Source organism: Parasphingorhabdus sp. (assembly GCF_036964565.1).
Lineage (GTDB): Bacteria > Pseudomonadota > Alphaproteobacteria > Sphingomonadales > Sphingomonadaceae > Parasphingorhabdus.
In genome coordinates this window covers 120,412-141,636 of sequence record NZ_JBALTN010000006.1, presented here as the reverse complement: position 1 = coordinate 141,636, position 21,225 = coordinate 120,412, and the positions used below count along the sequence as shown (strand labels likewise).

The following is a 21,225-nucleotide window of genomic DNA, read 5'->3' as shown; positions in this document are numbered from 1 at the left end:
TCGCTCTCTCCTGATCAACTTGTGCCGGCTTGGCGCCCGGCCCTGTTTTCATACAAGGTGATGACGCAGGCGCCGCCCAGTCCGATATTGTGCTGCAGCGCCAGACGCGCACCCTCGACCTGCCGGGCCGCCGCGGCACCGCGTAATTGCGTGACTAGCTCGAAACACTGGGCGAGACCAGTGGCACCCAGCGGAGGGCCCTTGGACAGCAGACCGCCCGAAGGGTTGGTGACAACTTTTCCGCCATAGCTGTTGTCGCCGTCGCGGATGAACCGCTCGGCGGTCCCGGTGGCAGTCAATCCCAGCGATTCGTAGCTCAGCAGTTCGTTGCTGGTGAAGCAGTCATGCAGTTCGACCACATCGAGATCATCCGGCCCGATGCCGGCTGATTCATAGACTTGTCGGGCGGCGTCACGCGACATGGTCGCACCAACCGTTGCCGCCAGACTCTTGCCGTCGAAGGAATCGGGCCGGTCGGTGGTCATGGCCTGGGCGGCGATGACGATATCTGGGCTGATCTCGTGACGGGTCGCGAAAGCATCGCTGCACAGGATCGCGGCCGCCGCGCCGCAGGTGGGCGGACAGCACTGGAGACGGGTGAGCGGGCCATACATGCCGGGAGAGGCCAGAATCTCGTCGACGGACAGCGTCTCCCGGAAAACGGCGAGCGGATTGTTGGCTGCGTGGCGCCGCGCCTTTTCCGCAATCAGCGCAAAGGTCCGGTCCTCGGCGCCGTACCGCTGCTGATATTCCAGGCCAGCGCCGCCGAACAGGCGCAGCGCCATCGGGCTGTCGGACGGGCCTAGCCGGGCTTCGCAGGTATCGAGAAAATTCCCCAGCGGGTCCGGACGGTCGTCATAGACGCTGGCCAGTGCACCGCGCTTCATCTGTTCGAAACCGAGCGCGATCACGCATTCCGCCGACCCACTGGCGATGGCCTGGTTAGCGAGAAAAAGGGCCGTCGAACCGGTCGCGCAATTGTTGTTGACGTTGATGATCGGAATGCCGCTCAGACCGCTAGGATAAAGCGCGGCCTGCCCCGAGGTACTGTCGCCATAGACATATCCGACATAGGCCTGTTCGATCTCGGGATAGCCGATGCTGGCGTCGGCCAGTACGGCAGCGACCGCATCCGTCGCCATCGCGCGATAGTCGCGGGCTTTGCCGGGAGTCGCAAAGGGGGTCATCGCCACACCGGCAATGATCACGGAGCGGGCCATGATGCTCTCCTGTAAACTCTGGTGGACCGTTATGGCGACCTTGACCCCTGCCTGTGACCGGACCTAAGTCATCACACCACCCAAAAGGGTGGGGCGAGGACCAGGTTGGCCACTAGAATGGGTAGGAACGAAAATATAATCGGCAAGAAACCGCCGGAAATGGAGAGTGGGCCGGTGGATTTGCGGCGCGAGAGCCTTCTTGATCGTATCCAGTCGAGCAGCGCGCAATTGATCCTTGCGCAGGCACCGGCCGGCTATGGAAAATCCTCGCTGCTGCGGCAACTGGCTGCCGCCGAAGTTGAATCTGGCGGAGCGGTTGGCTGGATCACGCCGGTGTCCCAAGATGGCGACCTGTCGCGTTTTGTGCAGATGTTCATCGCCACGTGCGAGCGTCTGATCGAGGACACCGGCGGCAAGCTGCGGCGGACCACCCGGGATATCCCTGCCCTGATTGCCGCGATCAATGGTCCCGCCCTGCTGCTGCTGGATGAATATGACCAGTTTGCCCACGGCCAGGCTGATGCCCTGCTTGGCCAGATCATTGCCCAATTGCCGCCGGGCAAGCGCATCGCAGTGGCGACGCGGACGATGCCGGATCTCGCCAGTGCTCGGCTCAAGCTGGCGGGCCAGGCCATTGTGCTGGGCAGCATCGATCTGCGCTTTGACCTCGGCGAATCCTATCAATTCCTGTCGGAACGCTGCCGGCTGGGACTGGAGGAGGTGCGCGAACTGCATGGCCGGATTGACGGCTGGCCGGCCGCGCTGCAGTTCATCAACCTCTCGCTCGCCTCCCACAAGCAGGGCGCGGCGAAGGCGCTGAGAAGCGGCATGACCCAGGAGGTTGTCGATTATCTGGCCCAGGAAGTGTTCCTGCTGCAAAGTCCGGAAACGCGGGAAGCGTTGCTTGGTATCTGCCTTGCGGATCGGCTCTGCTCGGAACTGGTAAATCACAAGCTGGGCGGCACGGATGGTCGGGCTCTGCTCGATCGCCTGTCCGATGGTGGACTGTTTCTCGATCCGGTTGACGGGGACCGCCACTGGTTCCGCTTTCATCCGCTGTTCGGCGATTTCCTGCGTAGCCAGTTACAGCAGGAGAGCAGCCCCGATGCACTGACGCAGCGCCATGTCCGGATCGCGGACTGGTTCGCGGCAAAGGATATGCGGGAGGTGGCGATCAGCCATTATCTGGCGGCGGGACGGCAGGAGAGCGCCGCTGCCTGTCTCGAGGAAGTGGCCGAACAGCTGGTCAGGGAAGAGCGGCTGGGGCTGCTGGTCTCGTTGCTGGAACAGCTGGACCAGCATGTCCTGTTCGGCAGCACAAAGCTGCTCGACGCGGCGGTCATTGCCTATGGCTTTCGCCGGCAATTTGCCAAGGCCCATCGGCTGCTCAATCATTGCGAGACCGCGCTTGCCGAATCTGATGGCGACACGGTCGCGGCGGCAGAGCTGGAGGTTCGGCGGTGTTTCGTCCTTGCCGCCGAAGACCGGGTCGTCGAGATGGGCGAACGCGCCCGCGACGCCGAGAAGTGGCTTGGCGATGATCAGGGTTTTTCCAAGGGTGTGGCGTTTAACGCCTATGCCTTCTGGCTGGGCGCTCAGAGCCAGTTTCCAGAAGCGCATGAATTGCTCCTGCGCGCCCGCCCGCTCCATGAAAAGGCGCGCAACTATTTCGGTCGTTCCTATGCGAACGCGATCCACGCCAGCCTGAAGATTTCCCAGGGGCTGCTGGGCGAAGCGATTGACGATCTGCGCCGGGCCTTGCGGGAGCTGGACGTCGAAGGGCCGGGCGGGATCATGGCCGGTGGCGTCGTCGCCGCGCCGCTGGGCGAAGCCCTGTATGAGCGCAACGAGATCGATGAAGCGGAACGGGTGATCACCGACTATCTCCCGCTGATCCAGCAACAGTCGATCGTCGATCCGCTCTGTTCCGGCGTGGTCACGCTCGCCCGGATTGCGCGGCTGAAGGGGAAACCGGAATATGCCCACGAACTTTTCGAATATCTGATCGATTCCGGCCACAAATATGGACTGAGCCGGCTGGTTGACTGCGGACGGGCAGAGCTTGTGCGCGAGGCGGTGTTGCAGGGAGACATCAGCACGGCCGAACGCCGTTTCGGGGCGCTTGCGGCCGAAGCGCGGCTGCCGACCGAAGGGCAGCTGATCTATTCCAGCGGCGAGCTGGAAGTCCAGCGCATCACCTACGTGCGGCTGCTGGTCCACAAGGGCGCCCATGCAGAGGCCCGTGCCGTGATCCAGTCGGAGATTCGCACGGCTACCGCGAAACACCGGGTGCGCCGGCTGATCCGTCTCAAGACATTGCTGGCGATCAGTCTGGAGATGGATGGACAGCTTGCTCACGCCCGGCGCGTGATGATGGAGGCTGTTGCCTTGGCCGCTCCGGCCCGGATGCACCGCATATTTCTTGACGAGGGTCCCGCCGCCATTCGAATGCTCAATCATCTGGCGAACGAAAATCTCACCCATGATCCCGATTGGGCGGTGGACGATGTTGCCCGCTATGTGAAGTTGCTCGTCAAGGCTGCCGAAGGCGGCACTACGGAGGATAGCGCCATTCCCGATTCGGCCGACATGGAAGACAGCCTGCTGTCGCGGCCACATGAAAATCTCACACCGCGCGAAATCGATATTCTGCATTTTCTCGCCCGGGGCCATTCGAACAAGGATCTCGCCGACCGGCTGGCGGTGTCGCAAAATACGGTCAAATTCCACCTGCGGAATGTGTTCGCCAAGCTGGAGGTCGGCAATCGCATGCAGGCGGTGCAGGCGGCCCGGCACTTCAAGTTGATCGAATAGGCAAACCTACCCACCTGGGTGGGGTGAACGGTGGTACCCTGGGCCTAGGAACATTCTCGAACGGCAAAACGGGTGGGAGGACCCACCGGAGCCGCAAGGGAGGATGAGTGAATGGGTCTGCTGGTCAATATCGACAATGGCGGTACATTAACCGATATCTGTGCTTTTGATGGCGAGAAAGTGGTTCACGCAAAGACCGTGACCACACCCCATGATCTTACCGAATGTCTGATGAACGGCCTGCAGGCGCTGGGCGAGCAGCTGGGGCAGGAGGGCGGTCTCACCCGTCTGGTCGCTTCGATCGATCATCTGCGCTATTCCACGACCCAGGGCACCAATGCCATTGTCCAGCGCAAGGGGCCCCGGCTTGGCCTGCTGGTCAGCAGTGATGCGCAAATCGAATCGGCCAGGGCACCGGCATCCGAACTGTTTGAAGCACTGGTCGGCGACCGGGTGGCGGCCATCGGTGGCGCGACCGATGCGCAAGTCGTGCAGGCGGTCCGCACGCTGATCGCAAAAGGCGCCAGCCGGCTGGTCATCTGCCTTGATGGCAAGGAGGCCGCGCAGGTCGAGAGCGATTTGCGCCGCGCGCTCTATGCAACCTTTCCGCGCCACCTGCTGGGGGCGGTGCCGTTACTGTTCTCGACCGACCTAGCGCCAGGTGCCTCATCGCAACGGCGTTTATGGTCTGGCCTGATCAACGCCTTTCTGCATCCCTCGATGGAGCAGTTCCTGCATCATGCTGAGGGCCGGCTACGACAGCACCGGGCACGCAATCCGCTTCTGGTGTTTCGCAATGACGGCGGATCAACCCGCGTTTCACGAACCATCGCGTTGCACACCTATTCATCCGGACCGCGCGGCGGTGCCGTCGGCGCTGCTATCCTGGCAGAGCATTACGGATTCGGGCGCTTTTCTTCGATCGACATTGGCGGCACCACCACCGATCTTGCCCTGTTCGAGGAAGGGCAGGTCGCCGAGCATCGGTTCGGGGACGTCGAAGGCGCACCGATTGCCTTTCCCCTGGCCGATGTGCCGAGCATCGCCGCCGGCGGTGGGTCGATCCTGAGCGTCGCGAACGGCGCCATCCAGGTGGGGCCGGAAAGCATGGGCGCTCTGCCGGGACCGGCCTGTTTCGCCCGCGGCGGGACCAACGCCACGCTGACGGATATAATGCTGCTGGCGGGCATATTGGACCCCCAGAGTTTCTTCGGCGGCAAGCTTGCGCTCGATCTCGAACGAGCCAGAAACGCCGTCCGCACCCATATTGCCGAGCCGCTTGATATGGACCTCGACGCAGCGGTCCTCGCGGCAATTGACGCCTATGAGGCCAAGATTGCCGCAGCGATCAACGGTCTCGCAGGGAAGCAGGGACTGGATGCACTGCTTGCCTTTGGCGGCGCCGGCCCAATGAGCGCCTGCGGCATCGCCGAAAAAGCGAGCATTGACCGGGTGCTCGTGCCCCGCTTTGCCGCAGTCTTCAGCGCCTTCGGCATCGGCTTCAGCCCGATCCGCCACCGACACAGCTGCCCGGTCGATTCGTTCAGCGACCAAGCAGTGGCGGAGGCCAGGCTACGGCTCGAGGAGCAGGCGGACCGGGCCATGGAAAGCGAGGGCTTCGCGCTGCAGGACTGTCAGTGCGACTGGCAGGCGGTGACAGGGGACGGGGACCACGCGCAGGCCATGCCGCTTGCCGAGGTTTCACCCGGCGCATCAGGCTTCGTCGAACTGAATGTGGTGCGGGACATGCCGTCGATTGCCCTCGGTTCCGTTTCTGCCGGCACGGTGCATAGCGCGGCAGCTTTGCACAGCCGGGCCGCGATGGGCGGCATGCCGCTGTACCGGCTGGAAGATCTGGAGGCAGGGGCGAATGCCGCGGGTCCCTGCCTGGTCGAGGAGCGGTTCTTCACCGCCTGGATACGCACGGGCTGGCACTTCACCGTAACCGGCAATCACGATCTGCTCATCGAGCGGAAGGGAGACTGAACATGCATGTTTTTATCACCGACGCGCTCGTCATCGATCTCGAGAAAGAGACATGGCAGTGCCGGGGTTGCGAAGCGGAACTTGGTTCGGCGCGTGAGAATTACAAATCCTTCCTGCGCGTTCGTCCGCGCAACCCGCAGGATATTCATGCACCGATTATCGACAAGGATCGCTATGATTTCACTTTTGCCCCCGATCCGGAATGGACGCGGATCGTGGAATATTACTGCCCGCATTGCGCTCGCCAGATGGAGGCCGAATATCTGCCACCCGGCCATCCGCCGGCTTATGATATCGAGCTCGATATTGACGCTCTAAAGGCACAGTGGGTGGACCGCGATGCGCTGGCCGAGCCGGCGATCGGTCCGGCCTTCGTCCCGCCCCAGCATCATCACCGCAAGGGGGGTGAATGATGGAGCGGGTTTCGGTTGATATCGGCGGTACCTTTACCGATTGCTTCCTGGTCTGGGGGGATCAGTATGTTTCGGCCAAAGCGCTGACCACGCATCAGAATCTGGCGCTTGGTTTCAACGCCGCGCTGGGCCAGGCGATCGGGCAGCTCGATCTTAGCCTCGAACAGGTCATGGGAGAGGTCGACAGCGTTCGCTATGCGACGACGCTGGGCACCAACGCGCTGATCGAGCGGCGAGGGCCAACGATCGGCGTGATCACCACCGCCGGTTTCGAGAGCAGCGTCCCGCTCAGCCGCGGGCGCGGCTATGGCGAAGGGCTGCCGGATCGCTTCCGCAAGGATTTGCCGATGGCCCAGCGGCCCGAGCCGATCGTGCCGATCCCGCTGATCGCCGGCGTGCGCGAGCGCCTGTCGGAAAAGGGCGAGGTCATCATGGCGCTGGACAAGGAAGATGTCCGCAGCCAGGTGCGCAAGCTGGTCGATCGCGGAGCCCAGGCCTTTGTCGTCAGCCTCGTCAACTCGGTCGTCAATCCGGCACACGAACTGCGGGTCGAGGAGCTGATCCGCAGCGAATATCCCGAGCATATGCTGGGCTCGGCACCGATCATTCTGGCCCATCTCGTGGCCGGCCGGAAGGGCGAATATGCCCGGACCTCATCCGCCATTGTCGATGCCTTTCTCCACAAGGCGATGTATCTCGGTCTGTCGACGCTGGAATTGAACCTGCGTGACAATGGTCATGAGCGGCCGATGCAGGTGGTGCACAATTCGGGCGGCATGGCTCAGCTCAATTCGACGGACGCGCTGCAGACGCTTCACTCCGGCCCGGTCGCCGGAATCGGCGCCTCGGAGCATCTCGCCGCCGAGACCGATCTCGGGAATGTCGTGTGCAGCGACATGGGAGGGACCTCCTTCGACATCGGCCTGGTGGTGGAAGGCGGCGTCAAATTCTACGATTTCAACCCGGTGATCGATCGCTGGATGGTCAATATCCCGATGGTCCATCTGGTCACCCTGGGTGCAGGCGGCGGATCCGTCGCCCGGTACGACCGGCTGCGCAGGACCGTCGCGGTGGGTCCGGAAAGCGCGGGCTCTGATCCAGGGCCTGCCTGCTATGACAAGGGTGGCCGCGATGTGACGGTGACCGATGCCGATCTGATACTCGGCTATCTCGAACCGGACAATTATGCCGGCGGCCAGATTGCGCTCAGCGAGAAGCGGGCGACCAGCCTGTTCCAGCGCAATATCGGCAAGCCGCTCGATATCGATGCGGTGGCGGCGGCCAAGCTGGTGAAGCAGAAGGTCGACAATGACATGGCCAATGGCATCGCGCAGGAATTGCGCGCCCGGGGCTATGAACCGGCCAATTTCACGTTGCTGGCCTATGGCGGAAACGGCGCCCTGCACGCCTGCGGCATCGCCGATGCCATCGGCATCAAAAAGGTTCTGGTGCCGCCGTTCAGCGCGATCTTCTCGGCCGTGGGTGCGGGCAATATGGATCAGCTGCATATCCACGAACGCTCCGTCTATCTGCAAATCTACGACAGCGTGACGCGCGCGCTGCTTTCCGACTTCGATGGCTTCAACGCCATTGTCGAGCAGCTGGAAGAACGCGGACGCCAGGATCTCGTGCGGCAGGGCTATGCCGAGGACGAGATCGAGCACCGGCTGGAGCTGGACATGCGCTACGGCAATCAGCTCGCGCAGACCGCAGTGGTGGTCGGGCAAAACCGGATCACGCGCAATCGCGAACTGCTGGAGCTGATCGCCCTGTTCGGGCGCGATTACGGCAAAAGGTTCGGCGAAGGGAGCCAGGCGCCGGAAGCGGGCATCCGGATCAACACGGTGCGCGTTGCCTCCTTTGTCCGAGCGCCGAAGCTGGCCTTTTCGAAGGTCCTCCCGGACCCCGAAACGCTTCGCCCGGCCCCCGAACCGGAAGTGCGCAAATTTTGCCATTTCATCGGCCGAGACGAGCCGACCGATACCGGATTTTATCGCCTTGATTCGTTGTCGCCCGGCCATGTCGTCGAAGGTCCGGCGGTTGTGATTTCTGAATCGACCACCTTTCTGGTCGAGCCCGGCTGGCGGCTGTCGGTCGGCGAATATGGTGCCGGCTGGCTGGAGCGCCAGGATATTATTGGAGAAGCAGAATGACTCTCGATTCGAACGAACTGCCAGGCAGCGAAAATCCCGAAACAGGGGACGAAGGCGTCAGCGAGTTCTTGCGCGACACCAGTCTGTTCCTGGCCCCCGATCCGCTGATTATGAACAACCATGGCATGGAAGAGCGGACCGCGCTTGAGGACCGGAGTCTGGCTGCGGAAACCGATCCGGCGCGGCTCGAAATCGTCCGCGAACGCCTGCTCGCCGGAGCCAACGAGAGCTTCGACATGCTGGAAAGCATGGGCGCGGCGCCTGGCGCCAAATGGGGCGATTGCGTTTCGGCCATCTTCACCGCGAGCGGCGATCTCAGCCTGGCGAGCACCGGCGGCGTCGTCATTTTCTGCAATCTGGTGCAATATCCGATCAAGTTCATCAACAAATATTGGACCGGTGAACCCACGGTCGGCGTCCGCGAGGGCGACGCATTCCTCGTCAACGATGCCCGCTACGGACAGGCGCACAACACCGACCAGTCGATGATGATGCCCGTCTTCTGGGATGGCAAGCTCGTTGCCTGGGTTGGCGCGACCGTCCACGAGGGCGAAAATGGCGCAATCGAGCCGGGCGGCATGCCTTCGATGGCGGAGCAGGTGTGGGACGAAGGACTCAAAATGTCGCCCTTCCGGGTCGCCGAAAATTACACGCTGCGCCGGGACATTGTCACCTTCCTGCAGAATTCGGTGCGCGAGCCCAAGCTGCAATATGCCGACATGAAGGTGAAGATGTTCACCTGCCGCCGACTCGAGCAGCGGATGCACGAAGCGATCAGCGAATTCGGGCTGGAGGCGGTCGTCGCCTGTTTGCGCTCGAACCTTGAAGACACCGATGTCGAGGTGCGCAAGCGGCTGAAGGAATGGCCGGACGGCACGGTGCGCCACAGCTGGTGGACCGACGGCACGCTGCGCGAAAACGCGATGATCAAGATCAATCTGGCGCTGACCAAGAAGGGCGACCGGCTGATCTTCGACTATCGCGGATCCTCGCCGGAATTCACCAACCGGTCGAACAATTCGCTCGATATCACGCTGAAAGGCATGCTGGCGCAGCTGTTCCTGACCTATATCTGGCCGGACCTGCCGCGCAACCAGGGGGTGCTGGCACCGATCGAGTTCATCTTCGACGAACGGTCGATCCTCAAGCCGGATTTCGGCACGCCGAATGCGCAGAGCATGATGTCGGTGTTCACCTCGTGGAGCGTCGCGCAGGTCTGCGTGATGAAATATCTCTATTCTGTGCCGGACAAATATACCCGGGTGATCGCGCCCTGGTTCAACATGATCAACACCTTCCTGTTCGGCGGCGTGACCCAGCATGGCGAGATGGTTGGCAATGTCTGTGCGGACATCAACGGCATGGGCGGCGGCGCGCTGTCCGATCGTGATGGCCAACACAGCTGCGCACCGATTTTCGCGACCATGGCCGATCTCGGCGAGCAGGAATTCATGGAAGAGGAAATGCCCTTCGTGCAGCTCGTCTCCAAGAAACTGATGAAGGACAATCAGGGCTTTGGGCGCCAGCGCGGGGGCATGGGCTATCAGATGATCCTGGCGCTGCGCGACAGCCCGGTCTGGGGTTTCATGCTGACCGCGATCGGGTCGAAATTTCCGAACGTGCCAGGCCTTTTCGGTGGCTATGGCTGCCCGACCTATCCACTGTGCCGAATATCCAATGTTGACGTGTTCGAGACGATGCAGAGCGATCCCTCGCAATTCCGCTTTTCGATCGAGGAGCTGATGAACGAGCGGCCTTTCCCCGAGGGAAAATACAGCACTCACCCGATGTTCATGCCCTATTCGCTGGCCGAGCGGGGCGAACTCTACATGATCGCGCAGGGCACCGGCGGCGGTTTTGGCGATCCGCTGGAACGGGACCCCGAAGAGGTGATGCGCGATTTTCACGAAGACCTTGTTTCGGAGGATGTCGCGTGGCGGATTTATCGCGTTGTTTTCGATCCGGAAACGCGGATCGTCGACGAAGACGCGACCCGTCTGGCCCGCGACGAGGCGCGCGCGGAACGGCTTGCACAGAGCATGTCGTTTGACGACTATTGTGCTGAATTCGTGACCGAAAAGCCGCCCGCACATCTGCCCTATTATGGCTCGTGGGAGGACCCGGCGATGGTCTATGCCGGGTCACCGGACCGCTACTATCCTGCGGGTCAGGTCAACCCGCCGGTGATCATGCCCAACCCACTCGAGGTGAAGATCGCCCGGCTGGAACGCGAACTTGCCGAAGCGCGGCGGGGCTGACCGATGGCGCGGCAGCTTTGGCTCGAGGCCCATGATTATGCCGTGAAGCTGTTGCGCAGCGGCGAGGATCCTTGGCTGCAACCGGACAGTATCGGCATCTTCTGCGACGAGGCGATCCGCTTGCTGGGCGCAGATCGGCTGCTCCTGCCGCTCGCGCCGTTGCTCGACCCCCTTCTGGGCGATGCCGGCGGCGCGGGACAAGACCGCGCCGATGCGCTGGACGAAGCGGTCAGCCAAGCCAAGTTGCTCGACACGATTGGCCGGGGCGTGACCGCGCTGGCGGTATCGGCGGGCTCTGCCAGGGTTGTGCCGGTCCTTCCTGGGGCGTCCGCTTTTGGCGGCAGCGAGGCAGATGCTCTCGACATGGCGGCCATGGCGCTGGGGGATATCCTGCGCGCCATCGCTACGGTCGAGTCCGGGATAGTCGGCCTTGCTGAGCCGGAGCAGGCGGGGCTGGAGGAAGCCGGTTTGCTTTTCCGCATTGCCGAACATGCAGGATGCGCGATCGCGCTGCTTGGTCAGCAGGACCACCAGGCCGCCGACTATTGTTTTCCTGCCGCCGACAGGCTCTCGCCGTTGGGCAAGGGCGCTTGTCAGACGATCGGCGAGGATGGCTTCTCCGCCGACGGCCAAGCTGATCCGGCTGCTCTGCATGTCCGGGTCCGGATTGCAGCCGGGACCCCGCCCGAGTTCGTGCTGCAGCGTCTTTCCGCGCTCCGGGCAGGGGAGGCAGGATGATGCAGTCAGGGCTGCTTTTTCACGACATGTTCGATTTCCAGGTGGCCAGCCGGCCCGGGCAGATGTGCATGGATGACGGCAATCGCACGCTCAGCTTTGGCGAAGCTGCGCTCGAGGTGAACCGGATTGCCAATGGGCTGATCGGACTTGGCCTCGAAAAGGGCGATAGGTTCGGCTATCTGTCGCGCAATTGCGCTGACATGTGGCTGATGTATCTTGCCGCGTCGCGGACCGGAGCGGTACCGGTGCCGCTCAACTATCGCCTTGCCCCGGCCGAGTGGACCTATATCCTCGACAATGCCGGCGCGAAGCTGGTCTTTGTCGGCGCCGGATATGATGCGGCGATCAGCAAGGTCGCGGTCGAGCTGTCATCGGTGGAGACATTCATCTCCTTTGATGCCACGCTCGAAGGGGCACTGGCCTATCGTCCATGGCTGGCGGAACAGGACGCATCGCCGTTTTCATGCTCGGTGCAGTCGGACGACATTTTCTACCAGATGTATACCAGTGGCACCACCGGCCTGCCCAAGGGCGTGGTCGTCAGCCATGCCAATTATGCCGCCAATATCGCCCAGACGACGAACATGATCACCCAGCTGCCCGAGGCCGGAGACACGGCGCTGGTGGTCACACCTCTCTATCACGCTGCCGCGGTCTGGATCGCCGCCTTCTGTACCGCGCGCGGCATGTCGATCATCCTGAAGACCGATTTCGATCCGGTGGATGTGGTGGAAACGCTGGACCGCGAACGCGTCGCCTTCACCTTTCTTGTTCCCGCGATGATTCAGGCATGCCTGACCGGCGTGCCGGATGTGGCCGAGCGGGACTGGTCGGCGCTGAAGATGCTGATGTACGGCGCATCGCCGATCGCCGAAGACGTGTTGCGCCGGGCCGTTTCCTGTTTCGGCTGCGATGTCTATCAGGCCTATGGCCTTACCGAGACGACGGCGATCCTCACCCTGCTGGGCGCTGGGGAGCATCGCCGGGCGCTGGCCGGGGAAGCCCATCTGCTGCTGGCCGCGGGCCGCCCCTTGCCGGGCACGGGGCTGCGGATTGCGGATGAACATGACCAGCCGTGCGTCGCTCGAGAGATCGGACAGATCCTGGCGCATGGTCCGCAGATCGTACCCGGCTATTGGGCGATGGAAAAAGCAACCGCGGATTTCCTCAAGGGCGGCTGGGCGCATACCGGTGACGCCGGCGAAATCGACGAAGAAGGCTATCTCTATATCCGCGACCGGATCAAGGACATGGTGGTAAGCGGCGGCGAGAATATTTATCCGCGCGAAATTGAGAACGTGCTGTTTGATCATCCCCGCATCGTTGACGCGGCGGTCATCGGCGTTCCGGACTCGAAATTCGGCGAAGCTTTGCTGGCTGTGATCGTAACCGACACGGGCGATGACATATCGACGGACGAGGTGATTGCTTTCTGCCGGACAAGGCTGGGCGGATACAAGGTGCCTCGCAGGATCAGCTGTGTCGCCGCCTTGCCGCGCAACGCGAGCGGCAAGGTGCTGAAACAGGAGCTGCGCAAACCCTATTGGACGGGAGGGGAAAGGTCCGTCGGTTAGCCAGGGCGCTCGAACACCATCACGGGGAAACGCATGCGCAAAACCCTACCCATCGGGGTGGGTTATTCCTCTCGCCACTGTTTCAATGAAAGAATGCAGCATCGTCCAGCGGTGCGACAGAGCCCTTCAAAGGGTCGGAATGATTAGGGAGGATTAATAGCAATGAGCATTATTCGTGCAGCACTTGTCGCCGGAACAGCCTTGGCTTTCATGCCCGTGGCAGCTTATGCCCAGACCGGGGAAGCGCCGGCTGCCGATGCAGAGCAAGGGACAGAAGCAGGCGGCATCCGTCCGATCATCGTCACTGCCCAGCGCCGCGAGGAATCGCTCCAGGATGTTCCGCTGGCCATTTCCGCTCTCGATTCCCAGCGCATTACCGAGAGCGGGTTCAACGACGTCGAGGATCTCTCTTCCGCCGTTCCCAATCTCAACATCAGCGCGCTTTGGGGTACATCGAGCCCCAAGGTCTTCATGCGCGGGATCGGGAACAATAATTTCAACCAGACCGCGGAAAGCAAGGTCGCGATTTATCTCGACCAGGTTTATCTGTCGGCGCCGTCCGGCCAGCTGTTCCAGATGTATGATCTGGAGCGTATCGAGGTGCTGCGCGGTCCGCAGGGAACACTTTACGGAAAGAACGCTACCGGCGGGGCAATTTCCGTCTATTCCAAACTGCCTGAGGACCAGCTCGAAGGCTATGTCCGCGCGGGCTACGGGAATTATGACGCGTTCGAAACCGAAGGCGCGGTCACGGTTCCGATGGGTGATACGCTGTCGATGCGCGTCGCCGGCACCTACCAGCGGCGCGACGGCTATGTCACGGACCTCGGCACGGGTCAGAAGGTCAACAATATCGACCAGTGGGCCGCGCGCGGGATCCTGCGCTGGCAACCGAGCTCCGACGTGGATATTCGCCTGAATGTCCATGGCGGTGGGTCGGATACGACCCACAACAACAGCGTCCACCGGGGCATTTTCGACCCGGCACAGCTTGCGCTGGGCAATACCGTGAAACTCCCCGGCCTGGCGATCATCAACGGGCAGGGCGTGGATATTTTTGGCTACAAGGATCCCAACCCGGACCCTTATGTAAATACCTATGAGGGCCCAACCTTCGCCAAAATCGATCTGTTCGGCGTATCGCTGGTCGGCGACTTCACGTTCGGCGACGGCTATACGGTGACCTCGGTCACCGGATATGAAACTTCGCAGCGCCATGTGCTGCAGGAAGGCAATGGCGCGCCGAGCACGATCTTCACCATTAATTGGGGGCCTTCGGACTTTGAGTCCATATCCCAGGAATTGCGACTGTCTTCGCCGTCGGACGACGCCTTCAGCTGGGTGATCGGCGGCTTCCTGTTCCACGAACGCGGCGAAGTGGACAATTTCTACAATCTCACCGATGCCAGCTTCGCGCTTGGCGGGCTGGAGGCCTTTGATCAATTCTATATCCAGTCGACCGATACGTTTGCGGCTTTCGCCCAGGCCGAGCTGGAGATCACCGACCGTCTCAACCTGACCGTCGGCGGCCGGATCAACCATGAGAAGCGCGATCTCCAACACAGCAGCTTTGGTACCGACCGCAACGGCAACAATCTGTTGCCGGGGCCGCTGTTCGATATCAGTCTGCAGGAGAGCTGGACGGAATGGTCTGGCCGCGCCGCCCTCAGCTATGATTTCAGCGACGATATCATGGGCTTTGTCAGCATCAATCGCGGCTTCACCAGCGGGGGTTTCAATACCGGCGCGTTCAATGATCCGGTCGGTGCGCTCAAAATCTACGATCCCGAAATCGTGATCAGCTACGAAGCGGGCGTGCGGACCTCGCTGTTCGACAATCGCGTCCAGTTCAATGTCACCAGTTTTCTCTATGACTATAGTGATCTTCAGGTTTTCACCTTCACCGCCGGCGGCCTCCAGTTCATCGAGAACGCGTCGGATGCCAGCATCAAGGGCCTGGAATTCGAACTGCAGGCGTTGCTGACCGACGATTTCGAAGTAGGGGGCAGCCTCGGCATTCTCGACAGCGAGTATAAGAATTTCAGCCGCACCAATGGCGGCATTACCGAGGACCTGAGCGGTAACCGCCTGATCGGGGCGCCCAATTCGCAATTCAATCTATACGGCCGCTATACGATCCCGACCTCGATCGGCGATTTCGTACTGCGAGGCGACTTCACCTATACCGGAATTCGCTATTATGACGAGCGCGAGCTGGTCGAGCTCAGCAGCGAAGGCGCCACGGTCAATCTGGATGCGCGGCTTGCCTGGACCAGCAAGGACGAGGCGATCGAAGTGGCGCTTTGGGCCAAGAACCTCACCAATGAAGTCAATATCATCGATGTGGTAGAAGTGGGGCTTTTTGGCTATCAGAATGTCTGGTACAACACGCCGCGGACCTATGGCCTGTCTGTCGGATATCGATTTTAGCGATTGGCTGTTCTCGTCGGCAACAAAGGCCGGAATGAACAGCCACTTTCCCTCATTTCAGAGATAATGCCACTGCCCCTGCGGAATTCCAAATTCTAGCCGGCTCATCAGGCTGGTCGTTTCAATCTTCAGGCCTGAAACACTAACCGCCTTTGTAATCTTCAAGTCGATGCTTGTAACAAGCCTGCGCGGCGGCGCTGCCCTATTCCGATTTCATCTGATGAAGTTACAGGGGGCCTGAATGCGCTTTTCCAAAGCTGTTGCGCTGTCGACATTTGCTTTAACCACTTGCTTGCTGCCATTGCCATTGGCGGTAGCAGCTGCACAGAGCGACCCGGATGTCGCGAGCGCGATGGCGCAGGTGAATGGCGGTCAGGCCGACGCCGCCTATGTTGCTCTCAAGAACCGGGAAAGCGAGCGCGCCGGCCGGCCCGAATTTGATATGGCGCTGGGTCTCGCCGCACTCGAAAGCGGTCGCCATGGCGAAGCCATCATCGCCTTCCAGCGCGTGCTGGCGACTCAGCCAGGAAATGCGCGGGCGCAAGCCGAGCTGGCCCGCGCCTATGCCATAGCCGGAGACGTCGACACGGCAAGGGCCGAATTCGAGACCGTGCGCGGCAACCCCGCGATCTCCGATCCGGTCCGCAACCGCATCGACGGGATGGTGCGCCAGCTGGACAGCGCAATCGCGGGCGGCGGCTCCGAGCTGACCGGCTATCTCGATGTCGAGGGCGGATATGACAGCAATATCAACACGGCAACCGACGCGATTTCGATCACCCTGCCGCTGTTCGCCTTCCTCGGTCCCGCGACCCTGAACGGGGCGGCACGGGAACAGGACGCCGGCTTCTACCAGATCCAGGGCGGCCTGTCCGGCTCGACCCCGCTCAGCCGGCAGACCCGCCTGTTCGGATCGCTGCTGGGCAACTGGCGGGACAATATCGACAGCCGTTTCGTTGACCAGGCTTCGGCGGTGGGCACGATCGGCCTTTCGCACAGCCTGGCCAATGGCGATGTCGTTTCGCTTTCCGGTCAGGGACAGCGGTTCTGGCTTGGCCATAATGGCTACCGGACGAGCGTTGGCGGTGATGTACGCTACACCAAGCGTCTGTCGGGCGACCGGGCGCTGTCGGTTAGCGGCCAGTATTTCCGCCTCAACTACGACGGCAGCCCGCTGCAGGATGCAGAGCGCTTTTCCGGCAGCATCACCTATGCCGACAAGACTATCTACGGCGGCCTTGGCGGCGGCAAGGAAGAGACCCGCCGCGCGGGTGCCGACCAATTGAGCTATGCCTTTGCCAGCGCGCAGCTTGGCGGCGAATGGAGTCTCGGCGACAAGGCGGCCGTCATTGCCGGTGCCAGCGTCGAGCACCGCAATTATGACAGCCGCGATCCGCTGTTCCTGAAGGGCCGCAAGGACACGCAATATGATGCGTCGCTGGGCCTGCGATACCGGTTCACCGACAAGATCAGCGTGCGGCCGCGCGTCACCTATACCCGCAACGACAGCAATATCGGGCTCTATGACTATGACCGCTGGACCGCTTCTGTCGGTGCGCGCCTGAGCTTCTAGTTTCAACAACATTACCCGGGGGAGAACCATCATGACCCAGACCCAACACAGAAACACCAGCCTGCTGACCGATGTCAAACTGGCCGGGGCCAGCGCGCTGGCGACCACCCTGTTTGCGATTTTCGTTCCAGGATCACCGCTGTGGGCAGCGGAACTGGTGTTCTCCTCCGCCGCCGATGCACCCTCGGGCGAGAATGGCGATGGCGAACAGCAAGTCTCTTCGGGCATCGTCCAGCTCAAGCTGGATGACGGCACCATGGTCAGTATCATGGGCCCAGCCCGCTATTCGCTTTCCCCGGATGGCCAATTGTCGGTCGCAAGCGGCAGCTTCACCGCCTCTGCCCCTGCCAGTGGCGCACCAAGACCGATTGTCGCCGGCAATGGCAGCCAGATAACCCTGAAGCCCGGCAGCAGCGCGAGCGGTAAGATCGCCGCAGACGGCAGCTTTTCCGGATTTGCGCTCAGCGGCTCGATGCAGGTGGCCAGCAACGGTGCCACCCGCGCGTTCCCTGCCGGCCGCGCCTTTCGTTCGGGCAACGGCTCCGGTCCCTCGTCCACCGTGACGGCTGGTGCACAGCCCAATCGCAGCGGCGTCGCGACGCCATTGCAGCAGGTTCAGCAGGCCCAGCGCAACGCGGCCCAGTTCCTTGCCAACGCCAGCCAGACCACGCCGACCTCGCTCGGCTTTGCCGGCGTATCGCAGACCCAGACTTTCTTGCCGGGCACATTGCAGGCGGCGACGACGCCGGCCCAGTTCCAGGCATTGGTGCAGGCCCAGACAGGGGCGCTTGATCCGGCCGTAGCCCTGCAGCTGTTCAGCGAGATTCTCGCCGCGCTGCAGTCGGCCGGCGGCCTCGGGTCCTACACCGGCCTGACGCCGGCGCAGATTCAGGCATTCCTGTTCAATCTCCAGACCTTCGGCGCGCCTTCGGGCATCTCCCAGTTCCAGTTGGAGCAGTTCCTGCGCGCGCTGGGTAATGCCGGATTCACGATCAGCGGCATTGCCGGCCAGGGGCCGAGCTTTGGTTCGCTCGCCGACCTGCTCGCGCTGGTCGCCGCTGGCGGGACCATTCCGCCCGGCGATCCGACGGTGCAGGCGCTGGTCGATATTCTCTTTGCCAATGCCTTTCCTCCGGGCCTCGATGTGGACGAACTGGCCAGATTGTTCCGGCTGGCCGGCTATATCGTACCGCCACAATTCGGCGGCGGCACCGGCGGCACCGGCGGCACGCCAACGCCGACCCCAACACCGACTCCAACTCCAACTCCTACGCCGACTCCCACGCCGACTCCAACCCCCACTCCGGGGCCGACAGAGACCCGCAGCAATCAGCTGACCTATGCATTCGGGGCGAGCGGACTGGTGGATTTCGGACAGGGCGACGTCGAACTGGTCGATGGAAAAATCCAGAGTTTCGCCAGCATTTTTACCGGGACCACCATGATCGGTGACGCGGAAGTTGCGGAGTTCGGATCGTTTGACGATGTCGCCTTTGCCCGCTGGACCAACGGCACGATCAACGGCATCGTCTATGGGCCCAATCAGGGCTTCCATGTCATGTCCGGAACAGCGTCAACCTCGTTCAATCGTACCGGCCTTTTGACCTACGACCTGGTCGGTTCAACCCGGGCGACCTTGTCCGACGGTAGCGCGGCGCCGGGGACCTTTACCGGTCAGCTGGCGATCTCGACCGGTGCGATCAACCCAATCGGCTGGGATCTGGAACTGAATGTCGGCAATTATATGTGGCGGACCTCCACCGTTGGCGGCGCGGCAGATCCCTCCCAGTCAGACTATGTGGTCCAGGCTGATTTCACCTTTGGCGGGGCTGTACCGATCACCGCATTCGGTGGCGATGCCTGCAAGGGTAGCTGCAACGGTAATGTCAGCGGCCAGCTCTATGGCGCAGATGGCGCCTATATCGGGCTTGGCTTCAATGTGAACGACAGCTCGTCCGCCGGATTTGTTCAAGCCCTTGGTCTCGGAATATTCGCCTTGAATGGCGGTGGAACCGATCCTGTTCCGCCTTCAGGAACCGTCCGCGAAAATCAGCATATTTCTTATGCTGCAGGCGAGAAAGTCGGAATTGATCAGCGCTTCGGCCAGGTTACCTATGGCGTCAGTGGAGCGCCGATCGGTTATGTTTTCAGCGATGAGGAAAATCCAACAATCGGAACCGCCAAGGAATTTGAATCCGGCAGTGTCGGCGGCATTATCGGCTGGACGCGCTGGGCGGACGGCATTACCGGTGGCACGTTTTATGCCTATGAAGACGGTCTGGATTTTATCGATGGCAATGGCTTCCACATAATAACCGGTTCACCGGCGGCCAACTTGCCGACTTCCGGCAAAGTGGATTACACCCTGATCGGCGCCACCAAACCGAGCGTTCGCGTCGGCGGTTTGGGCAATTTCGATGGCAGCCTGTCCGTTGCCTTTGGCGCGCAACCGTTGGTCGGTGTTAGCGCTCAAGTGGATATCTATGACAACAGCTATACATTTGGTACCGCGGGCGGCAGCGCGGATCCGACAAACGGCGGGATGGCCGTCGCGATGGAAGGGGATGCTATCGGGCGCTTTTTCTCCTTCGATCTGGTGGCAAACGGCAGTGGTTCGATCTGCGGGGGGCAATGCAATGCGATCATCGTCGGTTTTCTGGCCGGAGATGGCGGCAAACATGCCGGGTTCAGCTACACTTTTGGCTCGGGGGGACCGTTTTCACAAGTAGATGGTGTCGCTGCTTTCGCGGCTGCCGGATCCACCGCAACTGGAAACAAAACTGCCGGCAGTGACTGGTCCGCCTGGACGGGAGCAGATACCCATAATCCGGGTATGAATTCAGCGCTCGGCCAACTGTCTCGCATCCCTTCGGACAATGGATTCGGAATGTTGACGTCCGACACAATCAGAAACTTCAAAGAAAAGCTGGGCCCTGGTTTCTCGTTCAAATGACTCTCCTCGCCAGACAGTTCCGGCCCGTCGCTGAACATGGTCAGATACGGGCCGGACAAATGCTCCCCATGTTCGATAACAGTCTTTGTCATCAAACTAACAGAAGGTGTAACTGGAACATGCGGCGGTTTGGCGCCAGTTTCCCCTGGCAAAATCGAAAAAGGGAAACGGGATCATGAGCAATTGTAAACGGTTTGCGGGGATACTATCAGCGACCGCCTTAGTCATGGGTTTGTCCGCACCGCTGCACGCAGCGGACAGCGAAGACACCGCGGTGATGAAATGCGATTCCTCCTATGGAACAATCGCGATTACCGACGGTGACACGCAAGGATGGAGCCAGTTTGGCCTGTCGAGTCCGCGCGGCATGCTCGGTGCCATTGTCCAAGAGTCGGGCTGCTTCACGCTGCACACCGGCGCAAATGGCCAGTCCGCACATTATCTGCTGTCGGCAATCGCCGGTTCCCAGGAAGAAGTGGACCAGACCATGAATACGGCGACGGGTCTTTTGAAGGGCGGCCTGGTCCAATCGGGCGCTGCTGGAACGATATTGAGCAAGGTACCGATGGGCGGAGCGTTGATCGGCATGTTCGGGGGCCTGGGCGGCAAGAAGAAAACGGTCTCCGCCGGTTTGCGACTGATGAATCCCGCCAATGGCCAGACTCTGCTTTCGGGCAGCGGTGTCAGTCAGAAATCGACGATCAAGATTCTCAACAGCAGTGACTGGGTGGCCGCAAGCCAAGGCCAATTTGGCCAATATGCTTCCTCGAAGGACGGCAAGATGATGACCAGCGCGTTCATCCAGGCCTATAACAATCTCGCTTCGCAGGCCGGTGCGCTGACAAGCCAGCAACAGACGGCGCCCGCCGGATCGGATGCCGCCTCCTACACGGTTGCGGTCGCCACGGCGATGCGCGCAAGCGCCTCGAAAGCCGGTGCGGAAGTCCGGTCGCTGAGAGCGGATACAGAGCTGACCCCAACAGGCAAAAAGGACGGCCTGTTTGTCGAGGTGACCGACAATTACGGTACAAAGGGATGGGTTTCGGTCGAAGATCTGCGCTAGTTGCGACCCGAGCGCAGGTTCGTCGCTGATGGGAAGGGGTGTCCTCCGCA

At 61.5% G+C, this 21,225-nt stretch carries 12 protein-coding genes; 11 read left to right on the top strand and 1 reads right to left on the bottom strand.

Annotated features, from left to right (window positions below):
* Positions 1-14 precede the first annotated feature (14 nt).
* Positions 15-1,220 (bottom strand): lipid-transfer protein, encoded by a 1,206-nt coding sequence (locus tag V7650_RS10105; protein WP_335656119.1) that lies wholly within the window; start codon positions 1,218-1,220, stop codon positions 15-17.
* Between the two features lie 117 nt (positions 1,221-1,337).
* Between V7650_RS10105 and V7650_RS10100 the strand changes: the two genes are divergently transcribed.
* From V7650_RS10100 to V7650_RS10050, 11 genes are all read left to right on the top strand, one after another.
* Positions 1,338-4,034: a LuxR C-terminal-related transcriptional regulator gene (locus V7650_RS10100; protein ID WP_335656118.1), complete on the top strand. Its 2,697-nt coding sequence runs from the start codon at positions 1,338-1,340 to the stop codon at positions 4,032-4,034.
* A 111-nt stretch (positions 4,035-4,145) separates the two neighbouring features.
* Complete coding sequence (locus V7650_RS10095) at positions 4,146-6,020, top strand: hydantoinase/oxoprolinase family protein (protein WP_335656117.1); 1,875 nt, start codon at positions 4,146-4,148, stop codon at positions 6,018-6,020.
* A 2-nt stretch (positions 6,021-6,022) separates the two neighbouring features.
* On the top strand, positions 6,023-6,433 hold the full coding sequence (locus V7650_RS10090) for an acetone carboxylase subunit gamma (protein ID WP_335656116.1): 411 nt from the start codon (positions 6,023-6,025) through the stop codon (positions 6,431-6,433).
* Positions 6,430-8,586, top strand: a complete 2,157-nt coding sequence (locus V7650_RS10085; protein ID WP_335656115.1) for a hydantoinase/oxoprolinase family protein — start codon at positions 6,430-6,432, stop codon at positions 8,584-8,586. Before V7650_RS10090 ends, V7650_RS10085 begins: the two co-directional genes overlap by 4 nt.
* Entirely contained in the window at positions 8,583-10,844 is a 2,262-nt protein-coding gene (locus V7650_RS10080; protein WP_335656114.1) for a hydantoinase B/oxoprolinase family protein, read from the top strand. Before V7650_RS10085 ends, V7650_RS10080 begins: the two co-directional genes overlap by 4 nt.
* A 3-nt stretch (positions 10,845-10,847) precedes the next feature.
* Entirely contained in the window at positions 10,848-11,582 is a 735-nt protein-coding gene (locus V7650_RS10075; protein WP_335656113.1) for a hypothetical protein, read from the top strand.
* Positions 11,579-13,156 (top strand): long-chain-fatty-acid--CoA ligase, encoded by a 1,578-nt coding sequence (locus V7650_RS10070; protein WP_335656112.1) that lies wholly within the window; start codon positions 11,579-11,581, stop codon positions 13,154-13,156. Before V7650_RS10075 ends, V7650_RS10070 begins: the two co-directional genes overlap by 4 nt.
* Positions 13,157-13,318: 162 nt before the next feature.
* On the top strand, positions 13,319-15,586 hold the full coding sequence (locus tag V7650_RS10065; protein ID WP_335656111.1) for a TonB-dependent receptor: 2,268 nt from the start codon (positions 13,319-13,321) through the stop codon (positions 15,584-15,586).
* A 241-nt stretch (positions 15,587-15,827) separates the two neighbouring features.
* Positions 15,828-17,159 carry a surface lipoprotein assembly modifier gene (locus V7650_RS10060; RefSeq protein WP_335656110.1) on the top strand — a complete coding sequence of 444 codons (1,332 nt, stop codon included), beginning with the start codon at positions 15,828-15,830 and terminating at the stop codon, positions 17,157-17,159.
* 31 nt (positions 17,160-17,190) lie between these two features.
* Entirely contained in the window at positions 17,191-20,112 is a 2,922-nt protein-coding gene (locus tag V7650_RS10055; protein WP_335656109.1) for a hypothetical protein, read from the top strand.
* A gap of 226 nt (positions 20,113-20,338) precedes the next feature.
* Complete coding sequence (locus tag V7650_RS10050) at positions 20,339-21,175, top strand: SH3 domain-containing protein (RefSeq protein WP_335656108.1); 837 nt, start codon at positions 20,339-20,341, stop codon at positions 21,173-21,175.
* Positions 21,176-21,225: the final 50 nt, after the last annotated feature.

Excerpts from the sequence above, each read along its gene's own strand:
- V7650_RS10100 (WP_335656118.1), top strand. The coding sequence starts at position 1,338 with ATGGGTAGGAACGAAAATATAATCGGCAAGAAACCGCCGGAAATGGAG.
- V7650_RS10055 (WP_335656109.1), top strand. The coding sequence starts at position 17,191 with ATGACCCAGACCCAACACAGAAACACCAGCCTGCTGACCGATGTCAAA.
- V7650_RS10090 (WP_335656116.1), top strand. The coding sequence starts at position 6,023 with ATGCATGTTTTTATCACCGACGCGCTCGTCATCGATCTCGAGAAAGAG.
- V7650_RS10085 (WP_335656115.1), top strand. The coding sequence starts at position 6,430 with ATGATGGAGCGGGTTTCGGTTGATATCGGCGGTACCTTTACCGATTGC.
- V7650_RS10105 (WP_335656119.1), bottom strand. The coding sequence starts at position 1,220 with ATGGCCCGCTCCGTGATCATTGCCGGTGTGGCGATGACCCCCTTTGCG.
- V7650_RS10065 (WP_335656111.1), top strand. The coding sequence starts at position 13,319 with ATGAGCATTATTCGTGCAGCACTTGTCGCCGGAACAGCCTTGGCTTTC.
- V7650_RS10060 (WP_335656110.1), top strand. The coding sequence starts at position 15,828 with ATGCGCTTTTCCAAAGCTGTTGCGCTGTCGACATTTGCTTTAACCACT.
- V7650_RS10075 (WP_335656113.1), top strand. The coding sequence starts at position 10,848 with ATGGCGCGGCAGCTTTGGCTCGAGGCCCATGATTATGCCGTGAAGCTG.
- V7650_RS10095 (WP_335656117.1), top strand. The coding sequence starts at position 4,146 with ATGGGTCTGCTGGTCAATATCGACAATGGCGGTACATTAACCGATATC.
- V7650_RS10050 (WP_335656108.1), top strand. The coding sequence starts at position 20,339 with ATGGGTTTGTCCGCACCGCTGCACGCAGCGGACAGCGAAGACACCGCG.
- V7650_RS10070 (WP_335656112.1), top strand. The coding sequence starts at position 11,579 with ATGATGCAGTCAGGGCTGCTTTTTCACGACATGTTCGATTTCCAGGTG.
- V7650_RS10080 (WP_335656114.1), top strand. The coding sequence starts at position 8,583 with ATGACTCTCGATTCGAACGAACTGCCAGGCAGCGAAAATCCCGAAACA.